The 20,129-nt window shown below is 43.6% G+C and carries 15 protein-coding genes, 1 tRNA gene and 3 pseudogenes; 12 read left to right on the top strand and 7 right to left on the bottom strand.

Features of this window, described 5'->3' with window-relative positions:
- Window positions 1-50: 50 nt before the first annotated feature.
- The 3 genes from B5D77_RS06400 to B5D77_RS06390 all read left to right on the top strand — a co-directional run bounded on the left by B5D77_RS06400 (window position 51) and on the right by B5D77_RS06390 (window position 3,787).
- On the top strand, window positions 51-2,069 hold the full coding sequence (locus B5D77_RS06400) for a nitrate ABC transporter ATP-binding protein (protein WP_106908499.1): 2,019 nt from the start codon (window positions 51-53) through the stop codon (window positions 2,067-2,069).
- 79 nt (window positions 2,070-2,148) lie between these two features.
- Window positions 2,149-2,988, top strand: a complete 840-nt coding sequence (locus tag B5D77_RS06395; protein ID WP_106908498.1) for a nitrate ABC transporter ATP-binding protein — start codon at window positions 2,149-2,151, stop codon at window positions 2,986-2,988.
- A gap of 325 nt (window positions 2,989-3,313) precedes the next feature.
- Entirely contained in the window at window positions 3,314-3,787 is a 474-nt protein-coding gene (locus tag B5D77_RS06390; protein WP_002800917.1) for a phosphate-starvation-inducible PsiE family protein, read from the top strand.
- Window positions 3,788-3,946: 159 nt separating this feature from the next.
- On the opposite strand, the gene B5D77_RS06385 is transcribed toward B5D77_RS06390, so the two are convergent.
- Window positions 3,947-4,456, bottom strand: a complete 510-nt coding sequence (locus tag B5D77_RS06385; protein ID WP_008198962.1) for an SH3 domain-containing protein — start codon at window positions 4,454-4,456, stop codon at window positions 3,947-3,949.
- 12 nt (window positions 4,457-4,468) lie between these two features.
- Window positions 4,469-5,974 carry an AAA family ATPase gene (locus B5D77_RS06380; protein ID WP_008198959.1) on the bottom strand — a complete coding sequence of 502 codons (1,506 nt, stop codon included), beginning with the start codon at window positions 5,972-5,974 and terminating at the stop codon, window positions 4,469-4,471.
- A 333-nt stretch (window positions 5,975-6,307) separates the two neighbouring features.
- On the opposite strand from B5D77_RS06380, the gene B5D77_RS06375 reads away from it, so the two are divergent.
- The 3 genes and pseudogenes from B5D77_RS06375 to B5D77_RS06365 all read left to right on the top strand — a co-directional run bounded on the left by B5D77_RS06375 (window position 6,308) and on the right by B5D77_RS06365 (window position 8,470).
- The gene (locus tag B5D77_RS06375; RefSeq protein ID WP_106908497.1) at window positions 6,308-7,300 is read left to right on the top strand and encodes a DUF4351 domain-containing protein; all 993 of its coding nucleotides are present in this window, start codon (window positions 6,308-6,310) and stop codon (window positions 7,298-7,300) included.
- A 150-nt stretch (window positions 7,301-7,450) separates the two neighbouring features.
- A pseudogene (locus B5D77_RS06370) lies at window positions 7,451-7,927 on the top strand (DUF4351 domain-containing protein); the annotation flags it as partial.
- A 39-nt stretch (window positions 7,928-7,966) separates the two neighbouring features.
- Window positions 7,967-8,470: a hypothetical protein gene (locus tag B5D77_RS06365; protein ID WP_106908496.1), complete on the top strand. Its 504-nt coding sequence runs from the start codon at window positions 7,967-7,969 to the stop codon at window positions 8,468-8,470.
- Window positions 8,471-8,687: 217 nt separating this feature from the next.
- Here the strand turns inward: B5D77_RS06365 and B5D77_RS06360 are convergent.
- Window positions 8,688-8,759, bottom strand: a tRNA-Thr gene (locus B5D77_RS06360).
- A 59-nt stretch (window positions 8,760-8,818) separates the two neighbouring features.
- Between B5D77_RS06360 and B5D77_RS06355 the strand changes: the two genes are divergently transcribed.
- From B5D77_RS06355 to B5D77_RS06335, 4 genes are all read left to right on the top strand, one after another.
- Complete coding sequence (locus tag B5D77_RS06355) at window positions 8,819-9,073, top strand: DUF3493 domain-containing protein (protein ID WP_008198594.1); 255 nt, start codon at window positions 8,819-8,821, stop codon at window positions 9,071-9,073.
- Between the two features lie 221 nt (window positions 9,074-9,294).
- On the top strand, window positions 9,295-9,588 hold the full coding sequence (locus B5D77_RS06350) for an RNA-binding protein (protein ID WP_008198592.1): 294 nt from the start codon (window positions 9,295-9,297) through the stop codon (window positions 9,586-9,588).
- Between the two features lie 198 nt (window positions 9,589-9,786).
- Window positions 9,787-12,309: a glycogen/starch/alpha-glucan phosphorylase gene (locus B5D77_RS06340; protein WP_106908495.1), complete on the top strand. Its 2,523-nt coding sequence runs from the start codon at window positions 9,787-9,789 to the stop codon at window positions 12,307-12,309.
- A 293-nt stretch (window positions 12,310-12,602) separates the two neighbouring features.
- Window positions 12,603-12,905, top strand: coding sequence for a hypothetical protein (locus B5D77_RS06335; RefSeq protein WP_008198589.1), 303 nt, complete (start codon window positions 12,603-12,605; stop codon window positions 12,903-12,905).
- Window positions 12,906-13,505: 600 nt separating this feature from the next.
- Here the strand turns inward: B5D77_RS06335 and B5D77_RS06325 are convergent.
- The 4 genes from B5D77_RS06325 to argH all read right to left on the bottom strand — a co-directional run bounded on the left by B5D77_RS06325 (window position 13,506) and on the right by argH (window position 18,561).
- A complete protein-coding gene (locus B5D77_RS06325) occupies window positions 13,506-14,903 on the bottom strand; it encodes an SUMF1/EgtB/PvdO family nonheme iron enzyme (RefSeq protein WP_106908494.1) in 1,398 nt (465 codons plus the stop codon).
- 349 nt (window positions 14,904-15,252) lie between these two features.
- The gene (locus tag B5D77_RS06320; protein WP_106908493.1) at window positions 15,253-15,708 is read right to left on the bottom strand and encodes an NUDIX hydrolase; all 456 of its coding nucleotides are present in this window, start codon (window positions 15,706-15,708) and stop codon (window positions 15,253-15,255) included.
- 141 nt (window positions 15,709-15,849) lie between these two features.
- A complete protein-coding gene (locus B5D77_RS06310; RefSeq protein ID WP_106908492.1) occupies window positions 15,850-17,088 on the bottom strand; it encodes an RNA-guided endonuclease TnpB family protein in 1,239 nt (412 codons plus the stop codon).
- 57 nt (window positions 17,089-17,145) lie between these two features.
- Window positions 17,146-18,561 (bottom strand): argininosuccinate lyase, encoded by a 1,416-nt coding sequence (argH, locus tag B5D77_RS06305; RefSeq protein WP_008198273.1) that lies wholly within the window; start codon window positions 18,559-18,561, stop codon window positions 17,146-17,148.
- A gap of 326 nt (window positions 18,562-18,887) precedes the next feature.
- On the opposite strand from argH, the pseudogene B5D77_RS06300 reads away from it, so the two are divergent.
- Together B5D77_RS06300 and B5D77_RS06295 are read left to right on the top strand one after the other, a co-directional pair.
- Window positions 18,888-19,073: pseudogene (locus B5D77_RS06300) on the top strand (transposase); the annotation flags it as partial.
- Window positions 19,074-19,247: 174 nt separating this feature from the next.
- Window positions 19,248-19,730, top strand: a pseudogene (locus tag B5D77_RS06295) (ISAs1 family transposase); the annotation flags it as partial.
- Window positions 19,731-20,129: the final 399 nt, after the last annotated feature.

Raw genomic sequence — 20,129 nt, 5'->3', positions numbered from 1 at the left:
CCCCATTTCTAAATAACTGAAAATTGAGCAAATTTAAGGAGAAAAAAACTATGAGTTTGTTTGTCGCTGTCGATAACATCGATAAAGTATTCCCCCTCAGTGGTGGCGGTGAATATGTGGCCTTAAAAGGGATCGATTTACAGATCAAAAAAGGGGAATTTATCTCCCTCATCGGTCACTCTGGTTGTGGAAAATCTACCCTCTTAAACATGATCGCTGGTTTAGATTTGCCCACAGAAGGGGTGGTGACTTTGCAAGGTCAAAGCATTAAAAAACCAGGACCAGATCGCATGGTAGTCTTCCAAAACTATTCCCTTTTACCCTGGTTAACCGTCAAAGAAAATATCACTCTGGCCGTCGATCAAGTTCTCACCCAACTGTCAGAAGACGAAAGAAAAGCCGAAGTCGAAAAATATATCGATCTGGTCAATCTTCGTCATGCAGTGGATAAACGTCCCAACGAATTATCGGGGGGGATGAAACAACGGGTAGCGATCGCTCGCGCCCTAGCCATTCGTCCGAAAGTCCTACTTTTAGATGAACCCTTTGGGGCGTTAGATGCCCTGACTAGAGGTAATCTACAGGAACAGTTAATGCAGCTGTGCGAAGAATACCAAATGACCTCGGTAATGGTGACGCACGATGTGGATGAAGCGGTGCTATTATCCGATCGCATCGTCATGCTCACCAACGGTCCCGGCTCAAAAATTGGCGGTATTTTGGAAGTAGATATCCCCCGTCCCCGCAAACGCATGGAAGTGGTGGAACACCCCAGTTACTACAGTCTCCGGAGTGAGATTATCTATTTCCTCAACCAACAAAAACGGATCAAAAAACTACGCGCTCGCAAAGTCGAAGTAATTGCCCGTCACGGTTTAGAAAAAGTCAATCTAGAAATCGGTTTTGTTCCCCTCACCGCTTGCGCGCCCCTAGCAGTGGCCAAAGAAAAGGGATTCTTTACTAAACATGGTCTAGATGAGGTGAATTTAGTCCGGGAAACCAGTTGGCGAGGCATTGTGGACGGGATCGCAGGGGGATTCCTCGACGGGGCGCAAATGCCTTCGGGAATGCCCACCTGGTTAACCGTCGGTGGTTATCAGGAGCAACCTTTGCCGATTGTCAGCGCCCTGACTATGACGCGTAACGGTAACGGTGTCACCCTCGCTAAACGCTTCTATGACGAGGGAGTGATTGACGGTAACGCTTTAAGACAGATGCTATTGGAATCGAAGGAGCAGCGCCATATTTTTGGCATTGTTCACCCCTCCTCCATGCACAATTTGCTCCTACGTTACTGGTTAGCGGCAGCGGGAATTGACCCCGATAAAGACGTTCACCTCGAAACTATTCCCCCGGCCCAAATGGTGGCCGACCTGAAAACCGGTAGTATTGACGGTTACTGTGTCGGTGAACCCTGGAACCTACGGGCCGCCATGGAAGGCATCGGTTACACCGTCGCCACCGACTTAGAAATCTGGCAGGGCCACCCAGGTAAGGCCCTGGGAGTTCGGGAAGATTGGGCCAATAAATACCCTAATACCCATGTCGCTTTAGTCAAAGCACTGCTGGAAGGTTGTCGCTACTGTGCCGAGGAAGGGAATCAGGAAGAAATTCGTCAAATCCTCGCTAGTCGTCAGTACCTTAGTACCAATATAGATTATATCCAACTGGGTGATCCCAACTCCTACGCGTGCAGTCTCGATCGACCGATGAAAGAATATGCACACCATCTGTTCTATGGAGATGGGGTAAATCGTCCCAGTCGTACCGAACACCTCTGGATGATGACCCAAATGGCACGCTGGGGCCACATTCCTTTCCCGCGTAACTGGGTAGAAATTCTCGAACGCGTCTGTCGGGTGGGTGTCTTCAGTACCGCAGCCCGGGAATTGGGTCTAGGGGATATTAAATATCGTCGCACACCGATCCTTTTATTCGATGGTATCGAGTTTGATGCCGAGGATCCGATCGGTTATCTCAATAGTTTAGAGATCAAACAAAACGTCACTATGGCCGAAGTGGCTATTGATGCTCGTCCTAGTGCCAGCGAATCTCGCAAAATTGCCTAAAAATCGACTAAGGGGATAATTCCTAGCCAATTATCCCCGGTCATTGCTCCTATTATCTAATTTCCCCCAAAGACTAATCATGTACACCACCACCGACACCGTTAACCGAGCAACCCAGGCCCCCACTAAAGAAGCTTTTGTTACCATTGAAGGAGTTTCTAAGGTTTATCCCACTCCTAGAGGCCCCTACACTGTCCTCAAGGACGTTAATCTCAGCATCAATGAAGGTGAATTTATCTGTGTGATCGGTCACTCCGGTTGCGGTAAATCGACCCTATTAAATATGGTGTCGGGTTTTTCTTCTCCCACCGATGGCATTGTTAAAGTTAACGGCAAGAAAATTACTAAACCCGGGCCCGATCGCATGGTAGTGTTTCAAAACTATGCTTTATTGCCTTGGTTAAGTGTTTTTGAAAATGTCTATCTCGCGGTAGATGCGGTGTCTCCCAATGCTCCAGAGGCACAAAAACGCTCGATCGTGCGCGATCATTTAGCTATGGTGGGTTTAACCGAAGCTATGGATAAAACCCCTCCCCAAATCTCCGGGGGGATGAAACAACGGGTTTCGATCGCTCGCGCTCTTTCTATCCGTCCGGAAGTGTTGATTCTTGATGAACCTTTCGGTGCGTTGGATGCGATTACCAAAGAGGAATTACAGGAAGAATTGCTGAAAATCTGGCAAGATAAACGCTGTACGGTGTTGATGATTACCCACGATATCGATGAGGCCCTTTTCCTCGCTGATAAGCTGGTAATGATGACCAATGGACCGGAAGCGAAAATCGGCGAAGTGATGAATATTCATTTCTCCCGTCCCCGCGATCGAGAGAGAATTATGGAGGATCCGGAATATTATCGTCTGCGTAACTATGCCCTCGACTTCCTCTATAATCGTTTCGCTCACGATGATGTTAGCTAGATGTGAGCATTTGTATTAGTTTGGGGTGCGGTTGACTTAATAGCGATCGCACCTAGATTTTTTTTTTAGGGAAGCCTTCTTCAAGTAAGATTATTTCTAAGTAGGTAGATGTTAAAAAGCGATCGCACCTAGATTTTTTTTTTAGGGAAGCCTTCTTCAAGTAAGATTATTTCTAAGTAGGTAGATGTTAAAAATTGTCAGATACCCCCCTTATTAAGGGGGGATCAGCACCCCCTTATCAAGGGGGGATCGACTTACTTATTGACTAAATAGAACAATTAGCAATCAAATACAATAACAATTTTTACTTTTTACTTAATCGATCATGCTCAAACAGATACGGAAACTACTTATCAATTTCGGTCAACAATGGCGCGATGAAGATTTCATGAGGTCGATTCATCTCATTGAAAACATAGTTTCTAAGGTTTTATCCGTAGCCTTAATTGTTGTTATTATTGTTTCTCTTTATGATCTAGTAGTTATCCTAATCAAAGACCTATTTACTACGGAACCCGTCGGTTTTTTTAGTAAAACTTTAATTGAAATATTCGGATTATTTCTCAATATTTTGATTGCCTTAGAGTTATTAGAAAACGTCACTGCTTACTTAAGAAAACACATCGTACAGGTTGAATTAGTAGTAGTTACGGCTTTAATTGCCATCTCTCGAAAAATTATTATTTTCGACCCCAATAAATACAGTAAAGATGATTTAATTGCCCTCACCGTGGGAACCTTAGCTTTAGCGGCAAGTTATTGGTTAATCAGAAAAGTTAATCGCGATAATCGTTCTTGAAGTAGTGATTAAGTCCCCAGACAGAATTAATCACAGATATTTTTTACTTCTGGAGTTGAGCAGTTCTGGGGTTCTCTCCTGCCAGAGTGTCAATTTAACTTTGTCCAATTACTGATTAAGGAAAGGGGTAGATTTAGAAAACCTAACCCTTATAAATATTTACTCGACTCTGGAAATATTACCCGCTTTAATCCAACCTTCGCGACCATCGGACAGACGCACGCGATGCCATTGGCCATCGCTGCTGGTTCCCACCACACTGACTTTAGTATTATAATCCAGACCGCCGAGACGAGTCGATTCACTGGTAGGTTCAGAGCGCAAACTTAAACCGCTTTGCCATGTCACCCGCGCTTGATAACCCTCGGATTTGGTTTCTCTTTTTGTTTCTTCGGGACTGGGTTTCGGGGAAGCTTTTGGTGTTGGGGTATTAGGAGACTCTTTCACCTCAGCTTGGGGTTGTTCTTGGACGGGAGTAGTAGGGATGGATTTAGCAGCTTTTTCCTCCTTAGTTTCCTCTTTTTTCTCCTCGGTAAAGACAGGTTTAGGAGGATTAGAATTCATGCCAGAGAGAAGCATATAGGCGACAGCAGTAGCCCCACCGACCAGAATCGCCACTCCCATGACAAAACCGACCATAAATTGCAATAAACCAGATAAACGCTTCATATTGGTGCTAAATTAACTGTTAGGATTGACATTAAAACGATCATCGCGAGAGGCTAAACGAGCTTTACCGGACTTAGCCCAATCCTGTAGAAATTGAATCTGTTCTTGGGCAGTGCGGGCCAGGGGTATAATCTGACTAGCGGCCTCAAGCACATCATCGGTGCTAAAGTCGCGATTTTGACTAAAACCGATGTGCATCGCTTCCACGATGGTTTGTTCGATTTCTGCCCCCGAAAAATCGGGAGTTTCGTAGGCTAGTCGCTTTATATCATAACTTTTTAGATTATGGGGCCGGACTTTCCCTAAATGAACGCTAAAAATCTCCTCGCGGGACTTTTGGCTAGGTAGTCCGACAAAAAATATCTCATCGAAGCGTCCTTTTCGCAACATTTCCGGGGGCAAAGATTGGATGTTATTAGCTGTAGCGACGACAAAAACGGGCGATTGTTTCTCCGCTAACCAAGTGATAAAAGTCCCGAAAACCCGCCCGGTGGTTCCTCCGTCGCCTTTCCCATCCACTCCGGCGAAAGCTTTATCAATTTCGTCTATCCACAGCACACAGGGAGCTAAAGCTTCGGCGAGATTAATCATCTGACGGGTACGCGATTCCGATTCCCCCACCAATCCGCCAAATAAACGCCCCACGTCTAGACGCAGTAGGGGTAAGTGCCAATGATGGGAAATAGCTTTCGCTGTCAGGGATTTACCCGTCCCTTGAATTCCCACCAATAGTAAACCCCGGGGATTGGGTAAACCGTAGGCGCGGGCGCGTTCACTAAAGGCACCACCGCGACGAATCAGCCAATCTTTGAGGTTATCTAGGCCCCCGATGTCAGAAATCTGCTCTGTGGCGGGATAAAAGTCCAATATCTGGGTTTGACGAATCGATTGGCGTTTTTCTGCCAAAATTAATTCCACGTCCTCTGGCTCAATTTTGCCGTGACTGGCTAAACATTTGGCTAAAACCCGACGAATTCTCTCTAGGGATAATCCTTGAGCAGAAAGCACTAATTCATCCAGGAGTGGTTCTTTGACGGGTTGTCCGGTGGCGGCGATTAATCGCTGGATTTCCTGTTTGATTTCTTCGCCACTGGGAAGGGGAAAATCGACGACGGTGATTACTTCGGTTAGATCCGAGGGGATAGACAGTTCGGGAGCGACGATAATTAGGTTTTTGGGCTGAGATTTCAGGGAACGGGCCAGATTTCGCAATTTTCTGGCGATGGCAATATCTTCTAAAAAGCGCTGGAAATCCCGTAAGATTATGATGGCGGCGATGTTAGTCGGCAGCTTTTCGACGAATTCAAGAGCTTGCAGGGGATTACGCCGAGCAAAGTTCTCATTATTGGGATTATCTTGATAACCATCCACGAAATCCCAGACATAGACAGCACGGTTATGGCTCTGTTTGGCAATATCGGCGATCGCTTTTTCGAGACGTTCTTCTTCTAGGGTGCTAACATAGATGAGAGGATAACGGGCCCGCAGCAGTAATTCAAATTCTTCACCAAAGCTCATAGCTATTCGTCTATAGTTTTTGCTATTTATATCGTCATCAGAAAATATAGCAGTTAGCCGTCCCTTGGATATTTTAGTACAAATGCTCGAACTGCCTCGCCCCCCTCTTAACCAGTAATTTAGCGCATTTATCCTCAAGATGAAGTGTAGCCTCATTTTGCTATCGACGACCGGCGACCGACTCCCCCAAAGGACAACTTCCTATCTCACCATTAGGTTAACTGCTAAGTACCTAAGCAAAATTAATTACACATATCTAACCACCTCTTGCCTCTTGCCTCTTGCCTCTTGCCTATCTTCACTAGGAAATTAATTTTGCACGACTACTTATGTATGAATAATATTATTGACCATGATCGTTTATTTAAGGAATTAATTGCGACTTTTTTTGTTGAATTTATTCAGTTGTTTTTTCCTGAGATTATTAATTATTTAGAGCCTAATCAGATCACATTTTTAGATAAAGAAGTCTTTACCGATGTCACGGAAGGAGAAAAGTATGAAAGTGATTTAGTCGCCCAAGTTCAATTTCGAGGACAATCATCATTTTTCTTAATTCATCTAGAAGCACAGTCTAGCTCTCAACCAGAATTTAATCGGCGAATGTTTACTTATTTTGCTCGTCTGCATCAAAAATTTGCCTTGCCAGTTTATCCGATTGTCATATTTTCCTATGAGCGTCCGCAAAAAGAAGCAATTCGTCAATATAAAATCCAGTTTCCCGACTTAAAAGTGTTAGAATTTAACTATCAAGTTGTCCAGTTAAATCGCTTGAATTGGCGGGATTTTCTCAATCAAGCTAATCCCGTCGCCACCGCTTTGATGGCCAAGATGAAAATTGCCCCTCGGGATAGGGCAAAAGTTAAGGCACAATGTCTAAGATTATTGGTAACATTAAGATTAGATGCCGCTAGAATGCAATTGATTTCAGGTTTTGTCGATACCTATCTCAATCTCAACTCGTCCGAGGAGATAGAATTTCAACAGGAGATTAGCACATTTATTCAACCCGAACAGGAGGGAGTTATGCAGATTACCACCAGTTGGATGCGCCGCGGTTTAGAACAGGGTTTAGAACAGGGTTTAGAACAGGGTTTAGAACAGGGTTTAGAACAGGGTTTAGAACAGGGTTTAGAACAGGGTTTAGCAAGAGAAAGAAATCTAATTATTCGTCTGATTAAACGTAAGCTAGGAGCTATTGATGTGGCTCTAGAGAGTCGGATTATGACCTTGAATATTGATGATCTGGAACGACTGGGGGAAGCTTTATTTGATTTTTCGACAGGGGAGGATTTAACTAATTGGTTAAAGGCTTTAGATGCTTAGTATTTTTCTCTTAAACTTCACAGAAGGCTAGGGATGATTACGAGTATAACTTTTGCAAATGCTATCATCCAACAAACTCAAGATTTACTAAGTCAAATTGAGTTTTTAGATGTCGATACAATCACTCAAAAGCTTACTGATGTCGCTTGGGATAGGGCAAAAGTTAAGGCACAATGTCTAAGATTATTGGTAACATTAAGATTAGATGCCGCTAGAATGCAATTGATTTCAGGTTTTGTCGATACCTATCTCAATCTCAACTCGTCCGAGGAGATAGAATTTCAACAGGAGATTAGCACATTTATTCAACCCGAACAGGAGGGAGTTATGCAGATTACCACCAGTTGGATGCGCCGCGGTTTAGAACAGGGTTTAGAACAGGGTTTAGAACAGGGTTTAGAACAGGGTTTAGAACAGGGTTTAGAACAGGGTTTAGAACAGGGTTTAGCAAGAGAAAGAAATCTAATTATTCGTCTGATTAAACGTAAGCTAGGAGCTATTGATGTGGCTCTAGAGAGTCGGATTATCACCTTGAACATTGATGATATGGAACGACTGGGGGAAGCTTTATTTGATTTTTCGACAGGGGAGGATTTAACTAATTGGTTAAAGGCTTTAGATGCTTAGTATTTTTCTCTTAAACTTCACAGAAGGCTATTGATTTTTATGGGTATAACTTTTGAAAATGCTATCCAACAAACTCAAGATTTACTAAGTAAAATTGAGTTTTTAGATACCGATACAATCACTGAAAAACTTACCAATCTAGTCTCAACAGAAAATGGAGCTAGAGGATTTTTTGTTACTTACTTAACCAGCGATTTATCCTATAGGGAATATCCTAGTTTAGAAGTAATCACTGCTTTAAAAACTTCTCCGACATTGGTAAATGAATTATTAGTTAAAAATCTGGCTATGTCCACGGCAATGGTCATCTATCATCGCCGTCAAGGAGACGAAGAAAACGCTCGAGGTTCCGAGAAAGTCCAAGAAAAAACTGGTCAACTAATTAAGCAGTTATTATCGCCAGCCTTGGGGGAAAAATTACAACAACTAGCCACCAGTTTAAACAGCGGACAAGGAGAATATCAAGTCTTTCTAGAACGCTGGGGATATGACGATTGCCAACGTCAGGCGATCGCAGAAATCATTCAACCTTTTCTTCAGTAACTAGCTGATCTTTTCCCACAGCTTTGGACAGAAAGAGGGACTGATCGTCCCGGTCAATTAACTATTTTACCTCTTGTTTAGTGCTAAAATAGTCTGTTTAAGCAAATCCCTAGCAAAGGCGTTAGCCTAGGAGGGTTTTGGCATAGCCGCAACAAAATCAAGGCATTTAACCACTGTACTGGTATTTCTGAGTCAACTTCCGGGAGGTAAAACCCCAAGCCGATGATGGGATTTGAACCCACGACCAATTGATTACGAATCAACTACTCTACCACTGAGCTACATCGGCACATTGCCAGTTTCCGATTATATCACGGAGAATAGATACACAGCTAGAAAAATTTTTTTATGAGCAAATCCCCTCGACTCGATCCCCAAAAATACGCCCGCTTGAAAGCGGAGGCGGCCAATCCCTACCGAGGACTGCGGCAGTTTATCTATCTCGGTTTAGGTGCTTCTGGTTTTATTGGTGCGGTGGTTTTTCTGGCCCAATTAGCGGCAGCAAGGGACGTAGCCACCGCCTTACCCAATTTTGCCCTACAAATCGGGGTGGTGGCCCTGATGATTTGGTTATTTCGTCGGGAAAAAAAAGCTGGCGGTTGAGGTAGTAGCGGCTGATAGCCAAAACGGTCTCTTTCCCCGGAGAATAAAAGTTAACATTAACTCCAATATTTCTGTGTTATGATCGGAGGGAGAGTCAAGATTGGTGTTCAAGTTCGTTTTCAGTATTAATTCGGTAAGTCTTTTACTTTAGTATTGTTCGGCTTCTCCCTGAATTTTGTGTCTCCACACCGTTTCGAGTATTGATCGAGGATTCAAGTATTATGTCTATTTTTGTTGGTAATCTCTCTTACGAGATTTCCCAAGAGGATCTAACCGACGTCTTTGCGGAGTACGGTACGGTTCAAAGGGTTCATATTCCCGTGGATCGCGAGACGGGCCGCAAACGCGGTTTCGCCTTCGTGGAAATGGAAAATAAAGCCCAGGAAACCGCCGCAATTGAGGCACTGGATGGTGCTGACTGGATGGGGCGATCAATTAAAGTTAACGAGGCCCGCGAGCGGGAAGCGCGCGCGCCCTTCAGTGGTGGTGGTGGTGACAGAAAAAAACGCTATTAAGCTTTTTTTGTGAATAATTGTCGGGGGTGGACAGGGTTCACCCTTTTTTTGTCGGCAATTGCGATCACCGTTCCCCTCAAAACCAATAGAAATCTAAATGTCTGGGTCTCTCTCAAAGCTAACAAGTAAACTATAAAGGATATCGTCATCAGAATCTGAGCGGCGATCGACTCCCGAATATATGGACAAGAAAAACCCATGGAGACAACCTATACTCTAGCTGATGGGCTTGAAGCACTTCAATGCCCCACTTTAGTCGAAGACGATCGCACGGGCATGAGTCCCGAAACCCTAAAACGGGCTTTTCTGGACAATCTATTTTATTTGCAAGGGGTTAACCGCAGCAATGCCAGTCCCTACAATTACTATGTCGCCCTTGCCTACACCGTTCGCGATCGTCTCCTGCGTCGTTTTCTGAAATCCACCGACACCTACAAACAAGAAAAAGTTAAACTCGTCTGCTATTTCTCCGCCGAATTTCTCATGGGGCGGTATTTAGGTAATAATCTCGCTAATTTGGGTATTTACGACCTAATCAAAGAGACGATCGAGGAATTAGGTCTTGATTTTGAGGAAATTATCGAACAGGAACCGGATCCCGGCCTCGGAAACGGCGGTTTAGGGCGTTTAGCGGCCTGTTTCCTCGATTCCCTCGCTTCCCTAGAAATTCCCGCCATCGGTTACGGTATCCGCTACGAATTTGGCATTTTCCATCAAATCATCCAAGACGGTTGGCAGGTGGAAATCCCCGATAACTGGCTACGCTTCGGCAATCCTTGGGAACTACCCCGTCCCGATGAAAGTGTGGAAGTAAAACTGGGGGGCCGGACGGAAATCTATCACGATGATAAGGGACAGGAACGGGTACAATGGCTGCCGGAACGTCGGGTTTTAGCCATTCCCCACGATACCCCGGTCCCGGGGTACAAAACCAACACGGTTAATGCCTTGCGTCTCTGGAAAGCAGAAGCGAGTGAATCCTTTAATTTTGAAGCTTTTAACGCTGGGTTATACGATCAATCCGTGGCCGAAAAAATGGACGCGGAAACCATTTCTAAAGTCCTTTATCCCAACGATAACACCCCCGCCGGTCGCGAATTACGTCTCGCCCAACAATACTTTTTTGTGGCCGCTTCCCTGCAGGATTTAATTCGCATTCACCTAAAAAACCACAAAAATCTGCAAAACTTCCACGAAACGGCCGCTATTCAACTGAACGACACTCACCCCGCCATTGCCATCGCTGAGTTAATGCGTTTGTTAGTGGATGAAAACGGCTTAGAATGGTCAAAAGCTTGGACAATTACCCAAAAAACCTTCGCTTATACCAATCATACCCTCTTGCCAGAAGCCCTAGAACGTTGGTCGGCGGATCTGATCGGGAAATTGCTGCCCCGACATCTAGAAATTATCTATCTGATCAATCACTTTTTCCTCGACGATGTGCGGACTTGGTTTCCCGATAACGAGGAATTATTGGGCAAATTGTCGATAGTTGAAGAAGCTGGTTGGGGTAATAAACAAATTCGCATGGCTAATTTAGCCTGTGTGGGTAGTCACTCGATTAATGGAGTCGCCGCTTTACACACGGAGTTGCTGCAAAAAGACACCCTGAAAGAGTTTGCCATGCTCTGGCCGGAAAAATTCTACAATAAAACCAATGGTGTCACCCCGCGCCGCTGGATTTTATTGAGCAATCCCCAATTATCGGCACTATTTACCGAAAAAATCGGCGATGATTGGTTAAAAGACCTGAAGGAATTGCGAAAACTGGAACAATACCTTGATGATCCCGCATTTCGTCAGCGTTGGTATGAAATTAAACAGGCGAATAAGGCTGATTTAGCGGCTTATATGCTGAAAACCCGCAATATCGAGGTGGATGTTAATTCGATTTTCGATGTACAGGTAAAACGGATTCACGAATACAAACGCCAACATCTGGCAGTTCTGCACATTATCGCCCTTTACAATCGCATTAAACAGAACCCTCAGATCGATATTGTGCCGCGCACTTTTATCTTTGGTGGTAAGGCAGCCCCCGGCTACTTTATGGCGAAGTTAATTATTAAGTTAACTAATGCTGTGGCTGAAATTGTGAATAAGGATCCTGATGTCAGAGGTCGTTTAAAAGTGGTTTTCCTGCCTAACTTTAACGTTTCTTTGGGTCAGCGCATCTATCCGGCGGCGGATCTTTCCGAACAAATTTCCACGGCGGGTAAGGAAGCTTCTGGAACCGGTAACATGAAGTTTGCCATGAATGGCTCCCTCACCATCGGGACTCTGGACGGTGCTAATATCGAAATTCGCGAGGAAGCAGGGGCAGAAAATTTCTTCCTTTTTGGCTTGACAGCAGAAGAAGTTTATGCTAAGAAAGCCCACGGTTATGAACCGATGAGCTATTACAAAAATAATCGCGAATTGAAGGGAGTGATCGATCGAATCAAGAGTGGTTATTTTAGCCATGGTGACACGCAATTATTCAGACCGATCGTCGATTCTCTCCTCTACGATGACCAGTATATGCTTTTAGCTGATTATCAATCCTACGCTGATTGTCAAGAACAGGTAAGTGAAGCTTATCGCGATCGGGACAAGTGGACGCGGATGTCGATTCTCAACTCGGTTCGTATGGCCAAATTCTCTAGTGATCGCACGATCAGGGAATATTGTCAAGAGATTTGGAAAGTTAATCCGGTCAAGATTAGTTTAGAGGATTAAAAAACTCGGTCAAGTTCGGGTTTAGTCCTTGACTAGCCCGAATTCGGCTCTTCTCGACTTTGTGTGATAATTTTTGCTTATGGAGTCGTGAAATGCTTATCGAGCAAGACTTTTAGGGCTATTTCGCGGATATTCTATCAGTATAGACCTCGTTTCCACACAGAAACCAGAAGAGCCCGAATTCTAGAACCGTCGCCCCAAAAATGCTTTGTGAAAACGATGAAATTTATTATTCTTTGCTATCCAAAAACTCGGTCAACACTTTTGCGTTTTAGGGAGGAGGAAAAATACAAATGTCGGTGATAATTGAACAAAACCTAGGGGAAATTTTAGCCCAAATTAATCACAAATTAGAGAATTTACAAAAAGATGTTACAGACATCAAAATTGAGTTAACAGAAGCTAAGGGGGAAAGACAGGTATTAAAGGTGGAGATTAATTCCCTCCGAGGAGAGATCAATGCGGTTAAGGAAGATGTTAAGGCAATTAAAGGTTCACAACAGGCTCAAATTTGGACATTAATTGGTATTTTAATTACGGCGGTAGGAGGGTTTTTAGTGGCAGTGGGTAGGTTTGTTATTTCGGGTAATCCTTAATTGCCACCCCGATTCCGCAACCTAAGTGTCAGAACGTCTCATTCCAAATCCTGTTATAATAAAACCAGTAAAGACGAGGATATAAAATGCCCAAAAAAGCTTACTTAGCCGAACATCTAAGTTCAGAGGAACTGAAAGATAGATACAGAAGCAGTCAAGACTCAGTGGAAACAAGAAGATGGCAGTTATTGGCTCAAATATCGTTAGGATAGACAGTCAAAAATGCCCCAGTAGCTCTGGGGTTAGATTATCAATATAGTTTGAGAATTCTCAAAAGCTCTAATGAATTAGGAGAAGAAGACGTTAAAAATCTCAAGTTTTTGAGCAACTTTACTACCCATAATATAACACCACCTTCCCAACTGATAACCGATAATTCTTGAGTAACGCACAGAAAACGGGTTTCTCGGAGAAACCCGTTTTCTACTCATGCAAACGACAAAAGGGGAATAAATAATCAGTCTTTAATAACCAGATTTAGTATAGAATTTAACATTAACGCCATTTTCTCAAAAAAATCGACCCGCCTAAGGGCGGGAAAGAAAAGGAAAAAGAAAAAATAGGGAATGAGGGTAAAAAGGGAAAAAAAGGGAAAAAGGGTTACAGAGTCCTCCCAGCACCGCACACCACCCGAAAACCGACATTGTAGTAGCGGCTGACGCGGCGGACGTCGTAGTAGCGAAACGCGGAACGGCAGACATAAGGATTGAGGCCCCAAGAACCGCCCCGCAGATGAGAACGATTATCATCCCCATTTTCTATCCAAGCACTGCCATCCGTCGGCGCACCATCATAATTATCATGCCAAGTATCGGCGCACGATTCCCAGACATTGCCGTGCATATCGTACAGTCCGAAGGCATTGGGGGGAAATTGTCCCACGGGAGTCGTTTGTTGTCGATATTCTCCTTTGTATTCATCGGCGTAGGTTTCCCTGGACCTGTAGTTGGCCAATTCCCCCGTAATGGTTTCCCCAAAGTAAAACGGGGTGGTAGTTCCAGCACGACAAGCGTATTCCCATTCCGCTTCACTCGGTAGTCGGTATTCCTGTTTTGTTTCCCTTGATAGTCGTTTACAGAATTCCGTTGCTTGATACCAGTTGACACTTTCTACGGGTAGCTCATCCCCTTTGAAGTTAGAAGGGTTTGTCTCTAGGTCGATGTCTATTTTAGCGGTTGCGGCGATCGCTTTCCACTGGGACTGGGTGATGGGATAACGTCCCATGTAGAAAGAAGAAACGGTTACTCGATGTTGAGGTCTTTCACTTCTAAATCCGTCCCAGTTAAATTTTTTCACCAGTCTTTCGATTTCCTCGTCTTCCGTTCCCATCGTGAATGTGCCACCGGGGATGGCAATCATTTCTAAGGTGATGTCGTTGCCCAAATCTTCGCTGAAATATTGGGACTGTTTCGACTCTTTTCTAATTTGCTCACCCTTCGCATTTACTCGCACCACCTCAAAGTTAAATACTGATAACAGTTGTTTTGGCTCTTCTGGAACGATTACCGATTGTTTTGGCTCTTTTGGAACGATTACCGATTGTTTTAGCTCTTCTGGTTCAAGCTTGAACTGATAGGTAATTGCTCTTTCTAGTTGCTCAAATCCGTTTTCTTTCCAATAATCAAGCCGGTGAATATCTCGCAGATTCAAGCCAACTTCTGCACTTCGCAGATCAGGAATTTCGCATTCTTCTAACCTCATAGGAATAAAAAAAATTGTCCCCGGTAGCATCTGTCCCAAGGTATCAAGTGCAATCCTCAACTCCCGTTGGATGTATCCCTGTTTAGCCGATTTCGCTGACAGACAGGCCAGAAAAATCTGACTAGCTTTAATCGCTTTCGGAATTTCATCTCGCCAAATTTGACCCGGAATCAGGTCTTCTTCATCCAACCAAGGTTTATACCCCGCTTGCTTGAGGCGGTTATACAGTGCCAAAACTGCTGGTTTATCCTCACTAGCGTGAGCTAGGAAAATTTGGATCTCTGACTTCTTCTTCACTTTGGTTTCTACCAGTGTAGTCGCTACTGATTTACTAGGTAACTTAGCAGATTCTAGGGGTTAGAGGTTTAGTCTGGTGAGGAACTAGGGGAATTCCGATAGAGATTTGTGGTTTGCCCATAATAAGCACATTTTTCCCGCCGCCATGCTACCAAATCCATAGCCAAGTATCAACCTTCCAGTTATTTGGCTCTTCTAGGTTCTGTGTGATCAGTTTAACTTACAATATGATCGATCAATCTTTGTGTCCTTTGTGTCTTTGTGGTTCGTTCCACTCACTCGCCAGCAGGACTGTATCCTAGAATACATTTTACCCACCAAACCTGGGAGAGCCGATACTAGAAAAAAATCAAGCCACTACAGTGGCACCCCTGAGATAATCTTCTAGTTGGCGATCGTTATCGTGGCTGAGATTGCCTAGAGGTAAAGTTTCGACGCTAAAAGCTCTCACCTCGCTAACTTCTAATGTATCTTTGATCTGAAAATTACCCGCAGCTGTCACTTCAATTAACACTGAAATGGAGTGAATACGCGGATCACGCTCAAAAGAGGAATAAACCCCCACTAAACGCCCTAAACTGACTAAATTTAATCCTGTTTCCTCTTTTAATTCCCTTTGAGCAGTATTAAAAATATCTTCCCCCCAATCGACCATTCCCCCCGGTAGGGCCCATTTGCCGGTGTCTCTGCGTCGGATTAAAACAATTGTACCATCAGCAAGCAGCGGAATCATTGTCACCCCAGTTACAGGATGACGAAAGATAATTCCCATCACACTTTTAATAAAATGCCAAACACGACCCATAGGAATTAGGAGATAGGAAGATAGGAAGATAGGGAGATAGGGAGATAGGGAAATTTTAACTAATACCCCAAAACCCCAAAACCCCTAACAATATCAATCTTGACATCCTCACCGCCGTAAACGGACGGTGATTCCCAAACCTCACGATTTGGGTTTCTGCTTCTGTCCCGAAGGATTTTTCGCACCTGCCTTAACAGATTTACTCTGTTCTGGTCTTATGGTCGCTCTACAGACTGACACCGCAAGCCCTGCGGCCAAAATATTTTTACTAGCGTTAACATCTCGGTCATGGTGAGTCCCACAGTCTGGACAGTCCCATTCTCGAACATTTAACGGCATTTTCTCAGCAATATACCCGCAATTACTACACCTTTTAGAGCTAGGAAACCATCTATCTATTTCGATGTAATTTCTGCCATACCAACGGCATTTATAGGCTAATTGTCGCCCCCCCCAACCCCCACCCCCCCTGCCCCCCCGACATCGGGGGGGTCGGGGGGGCAAGGGGGGGCAGCTTACATCAGATATTGCCTGAGATAACTTGGGGTTTTTGACCATATTCTTGACGGCTAAATTCTCAACCACAATCGTTTGGTTTTCACGAACTAATTGAGTGGTTAGCTTGTGTAAATGGTCTTTTCTACTATCGTTAATTTGAGCGTGAATCTTGGCTACTTTGATTCTTGCTTTTTCCCGATTTTTTGACCCTTTCTGTTTTCTAGAAAGATTTTTTTGTGCTTTTCGCAGTCTCCGATAATGCTTTTTAAAATGCTTGGGATTAGACACTTTGTCACCATCGCTGGTAATCACGAGGCTACTAATTCCTAAGTCAATTCCGATGGCTTTATCTGTTACTGGTAGAGGCTTAATCGTTGGGTCATCAAATCTAATTGAAATATGCCAACGTCCTGAGGGATGTAATCTGACCGTTACTGTACTTGGGTCACAAGCTTCTGGTATTTGTCTTGACCATCGAATAGGTAAAGGTTCTGTGCATTTAGCTAAATAGATTTGTCTGTCTTTGAACTTAAAAGCAGATTTGGTAAATTCGGCACTTCCTCCCTGATGTTTTTTCTTAAAGTTAGGATACTTAGTACGACCAGCAAAGAAGTTAGTAAAAGCTGTTTGTAGGTGTCTTAACCCTTGTTGTAAAGGTACACAGCTAACTTCGTTTAAAAAGTCTAATTCTTCTTGTTTTTTCCAATCGGTTAGCATTGAAGAAGTTTCAGTATATCCTACTCTTTCTTGTCTTTCGTACCATGCTTGTGTTCTGAGATGGAGTGCCTTATTGTAAACCAATCTTACACAGCCCAAAGTGCGCCGCAATAGCGACTCTTGTTCGGGTGTGGGGTAAAATCGAAACGAATAGGCTTTCTCCATATCTCACATTCTAGCATATATCGTGTAAATGCGCTAATATTTCACAGGAAAGCCAACCTAGAACGACGGGGTTTCAGACCCAAATTTTCGATGATCGAGAATGGCTTTAGCTTGAATTAAAGCCGATCGCACTTGTTCAAAACCTGTGCCACCATAGCTATTACGGGCCGCCACCACCTGACGAGGAGCGATCGCGTCATAGATATCGGCCTCAAAAGCTGGATGTAATTCTTGCCATTCCGTCAGGGTTAAATCTTTTAATAACTTACCCGCTGCCAAACTGCTTTTAACGACTTTCCCGACTAAATTATAAGCTTCTCGGAAGGGAATTCCCTTACTGGCTAAATAATCCGCCACATCCGTCGCATTAGAAAAATCTTCCGCCACCGCATTAGCTAATCGGTCAGTTTTAAATTGAATCCCAGTGGCTAAAAGTACCGTCATCGCTTGCAAACAAATCCGCACGGTTTTAACGCCATCAAATAACGCCTCCTTGTCCTCCTGCAAGTCTTTGTTATAGGCCAGGGGTAAACCCTTCATTAAGGTCAATAACGCCTGTAAATGCCCAAAAACCCGCCCTGTTTTGCCGCGCACTAATTCGGGAACATCGGGATTTTTTTTCTGGGGCATAATGCTGGATCCAGTGGCACAACTATCGGTGAGAGTGATAAAACTAAATTCTTGGGAAGACCAGAGAATCATTTCTTCGCTCAAACGGCTCAGGTGGACCATAATCAGACTAGCGGCCGTCATAAATTCAATGGCAAAATCTCGATCGCTAACTCCATCGAGACTATTGTTATACACCTGCTCAAAATCGAGTAAATTGGCACTGTAATGACGATCAATCGGAAAAGTCGTCCCCGCTAAAGCGCCACATCCTAGGGGCGAAATATTAGTCCTGGCGCGAATTTGCCCTAATCTTTGGTGATCCCGTTCGGCCATTTGAAAATAAGCGAGGAGATGATGGGCTAAACTAATCGGTTGAGCGCGCTGTAGGTGGGTATAACCGGGGATCAGGGTTTCCAGATGGTTTTCGGCGTGATTGACTAAAGCTTGCTGAAAATTGCGAATTTCTTGCCTAATATCATCAATTTGTTGTCTAAGATACAGACGAATATCCGTTCCTACCTGATCATTCCGCGAACGGGCCGTGTGCAGTTTTTTGCCCACATCTCCCACAATCTCGGTTAAACGACGTTCTACGGCAAAATGCACGTCCTCTTGATCGATGCCGGGGTTAAAGTTGCCGGTGCGGTATTCTTGACGAATTTGTTCCAATCCAGAGACGAGACTATCTGCTTCTTCGGGGCTGATAATACCCGTATAGGCGAGCATTTTAGCGTGAGCGATCGATCCGGTGAGATCATACTCGATTAATTCGATATCAAAGCCAATACTGGCGTTAAATTCTACGATCGTAGGATGGAGGCTACCTTCAAAGCGATCGCTCCAAGTTTTCTTTGCTGTCACTGTTTTCGTTAGATGATTGTGGATAAAGTTAACCAAAATATGCTGGACAATTTTGGGGAATAATCCAGCGCTGATAGCATTACCGCTTCAGGTTAGAAAAATCTCCAACCCTACAAACATAAGAATAGCAAGAATTGCTCACTCTGGCTGAATGCCGATAGGCGAAAAGCTAATAATGAAGAAGATCGATTTTGCCTTCGATCCCCCCCTGCCTATCCATTAGTCAGATATTTCTTAACAAAAAGAGAAGAAACTTAAAAAAAGGGGAAACGATTGATAGGTATAGTTTTGAAAGAAGGAATCAAGGTTGGGGTGAGCCAAAAAAAATGGAGAAATGGGCAACCCAAGAATTACAGTATGCAGACCTAGGGGACACGAGAAGAAAGAAAAGGTTAATCAGTATCGTGGAAAACTTGGCCAGCCAATCTAGTACAAAAGTTCGGCAAGCTTGGGGAAATCTAGCCGCAGCGAGTGCCACATCCGACTTTTGGAATTCACCCTATTTTCAACCTTTAATGTGACTCATGGATAGGGTAGGGCTGTTTCATTCTCCCATCAGAATAAGCTGCCTGCGTATTTAAATTGCTTGTTGAGATGAGGCAATAGGCACCCTTGCAAGAGGTAACAGTAAAGGGATTGGGGGAGATGTAGCTCATCTAAGGATAAGCGATCTAAATACGTCTTAGCTTATCACCGTTAAAGGAAATCAGAAAAATCTTTATCAGCGAATACAAGACCTAAGTAATTCCTCAAAGGCAGAAAGTTGCTTTATCGAACAAGATAATAGTCATGGACGAAAAATATCAAGAAAAATAGAAGTTTTTAAAGTGAGTAAAAATGAAAGACAAGGGTTTGAAAATCTACGAAGAGTTATTAAAGTAGAAAGAAGGGGTAGTCGCGGGGATAAAACTTATGAAGAAACAGCTTACTATATCAGTAGCCTAACCGAATCCGCCCAAGTATTTGCTAAAATTATTCGAGGACATTGGAAAATAGAAAATCAGTTACATTGGGTAAAAGATGTAATTTTTGAGGAAGATAAAAGCGAGATAAGTGATTTTCAAGCAGCAAGCAATTGGTCAATTCTCACAACTATAGGATTGAATCTTTTCAGAGGTTTGGGTTTTCTCTCAATAACGGAGGGACAGAGGTGGTTAGCTGAACGTTAGGAAAAACTGATAGTTTTATCGACGTAAGAAGCAGAAAAATTAGCTAAATTAACAGAATTTACTCTCAGACAATTTCAGGAGAGATAGGCTTTTAGTAGCTTGAGAACAAGCTTTATCAATCTATTCATAATAAATATTGGCAGAAGACTAAAGATTAATTATTGTGGCTAACTCTTTTGGTTAGAAAAAGGTAAACTTGAGAATCTTCAGTCAAATTTATTGACTGAAGATCATCTGTACTTAATTTAAATGAATCAGCCCGGCTCTCCCAGGTTTGGTGGGTAAAATGTATTCTAAGATACATTTCTCAAGAGCGAGGGGGTGGAACGAACCACAAAGACACAAAGGACACAAAGATCGATCGATCCTATGTCAATTAAACTTATCACACAGAACCTA

The organism is Microcystis sp. MC19 (genome assembly GCF_003019735.1).
Classification (GTDB): Bacteria; Cyanobacteriota; Cyanobacteriia; order Cyanobacteriales; family Microcystaceae; genus Microcystis.
This window is presented reverse-complemented; position numbering and strand designations above follow the sequence as displayed.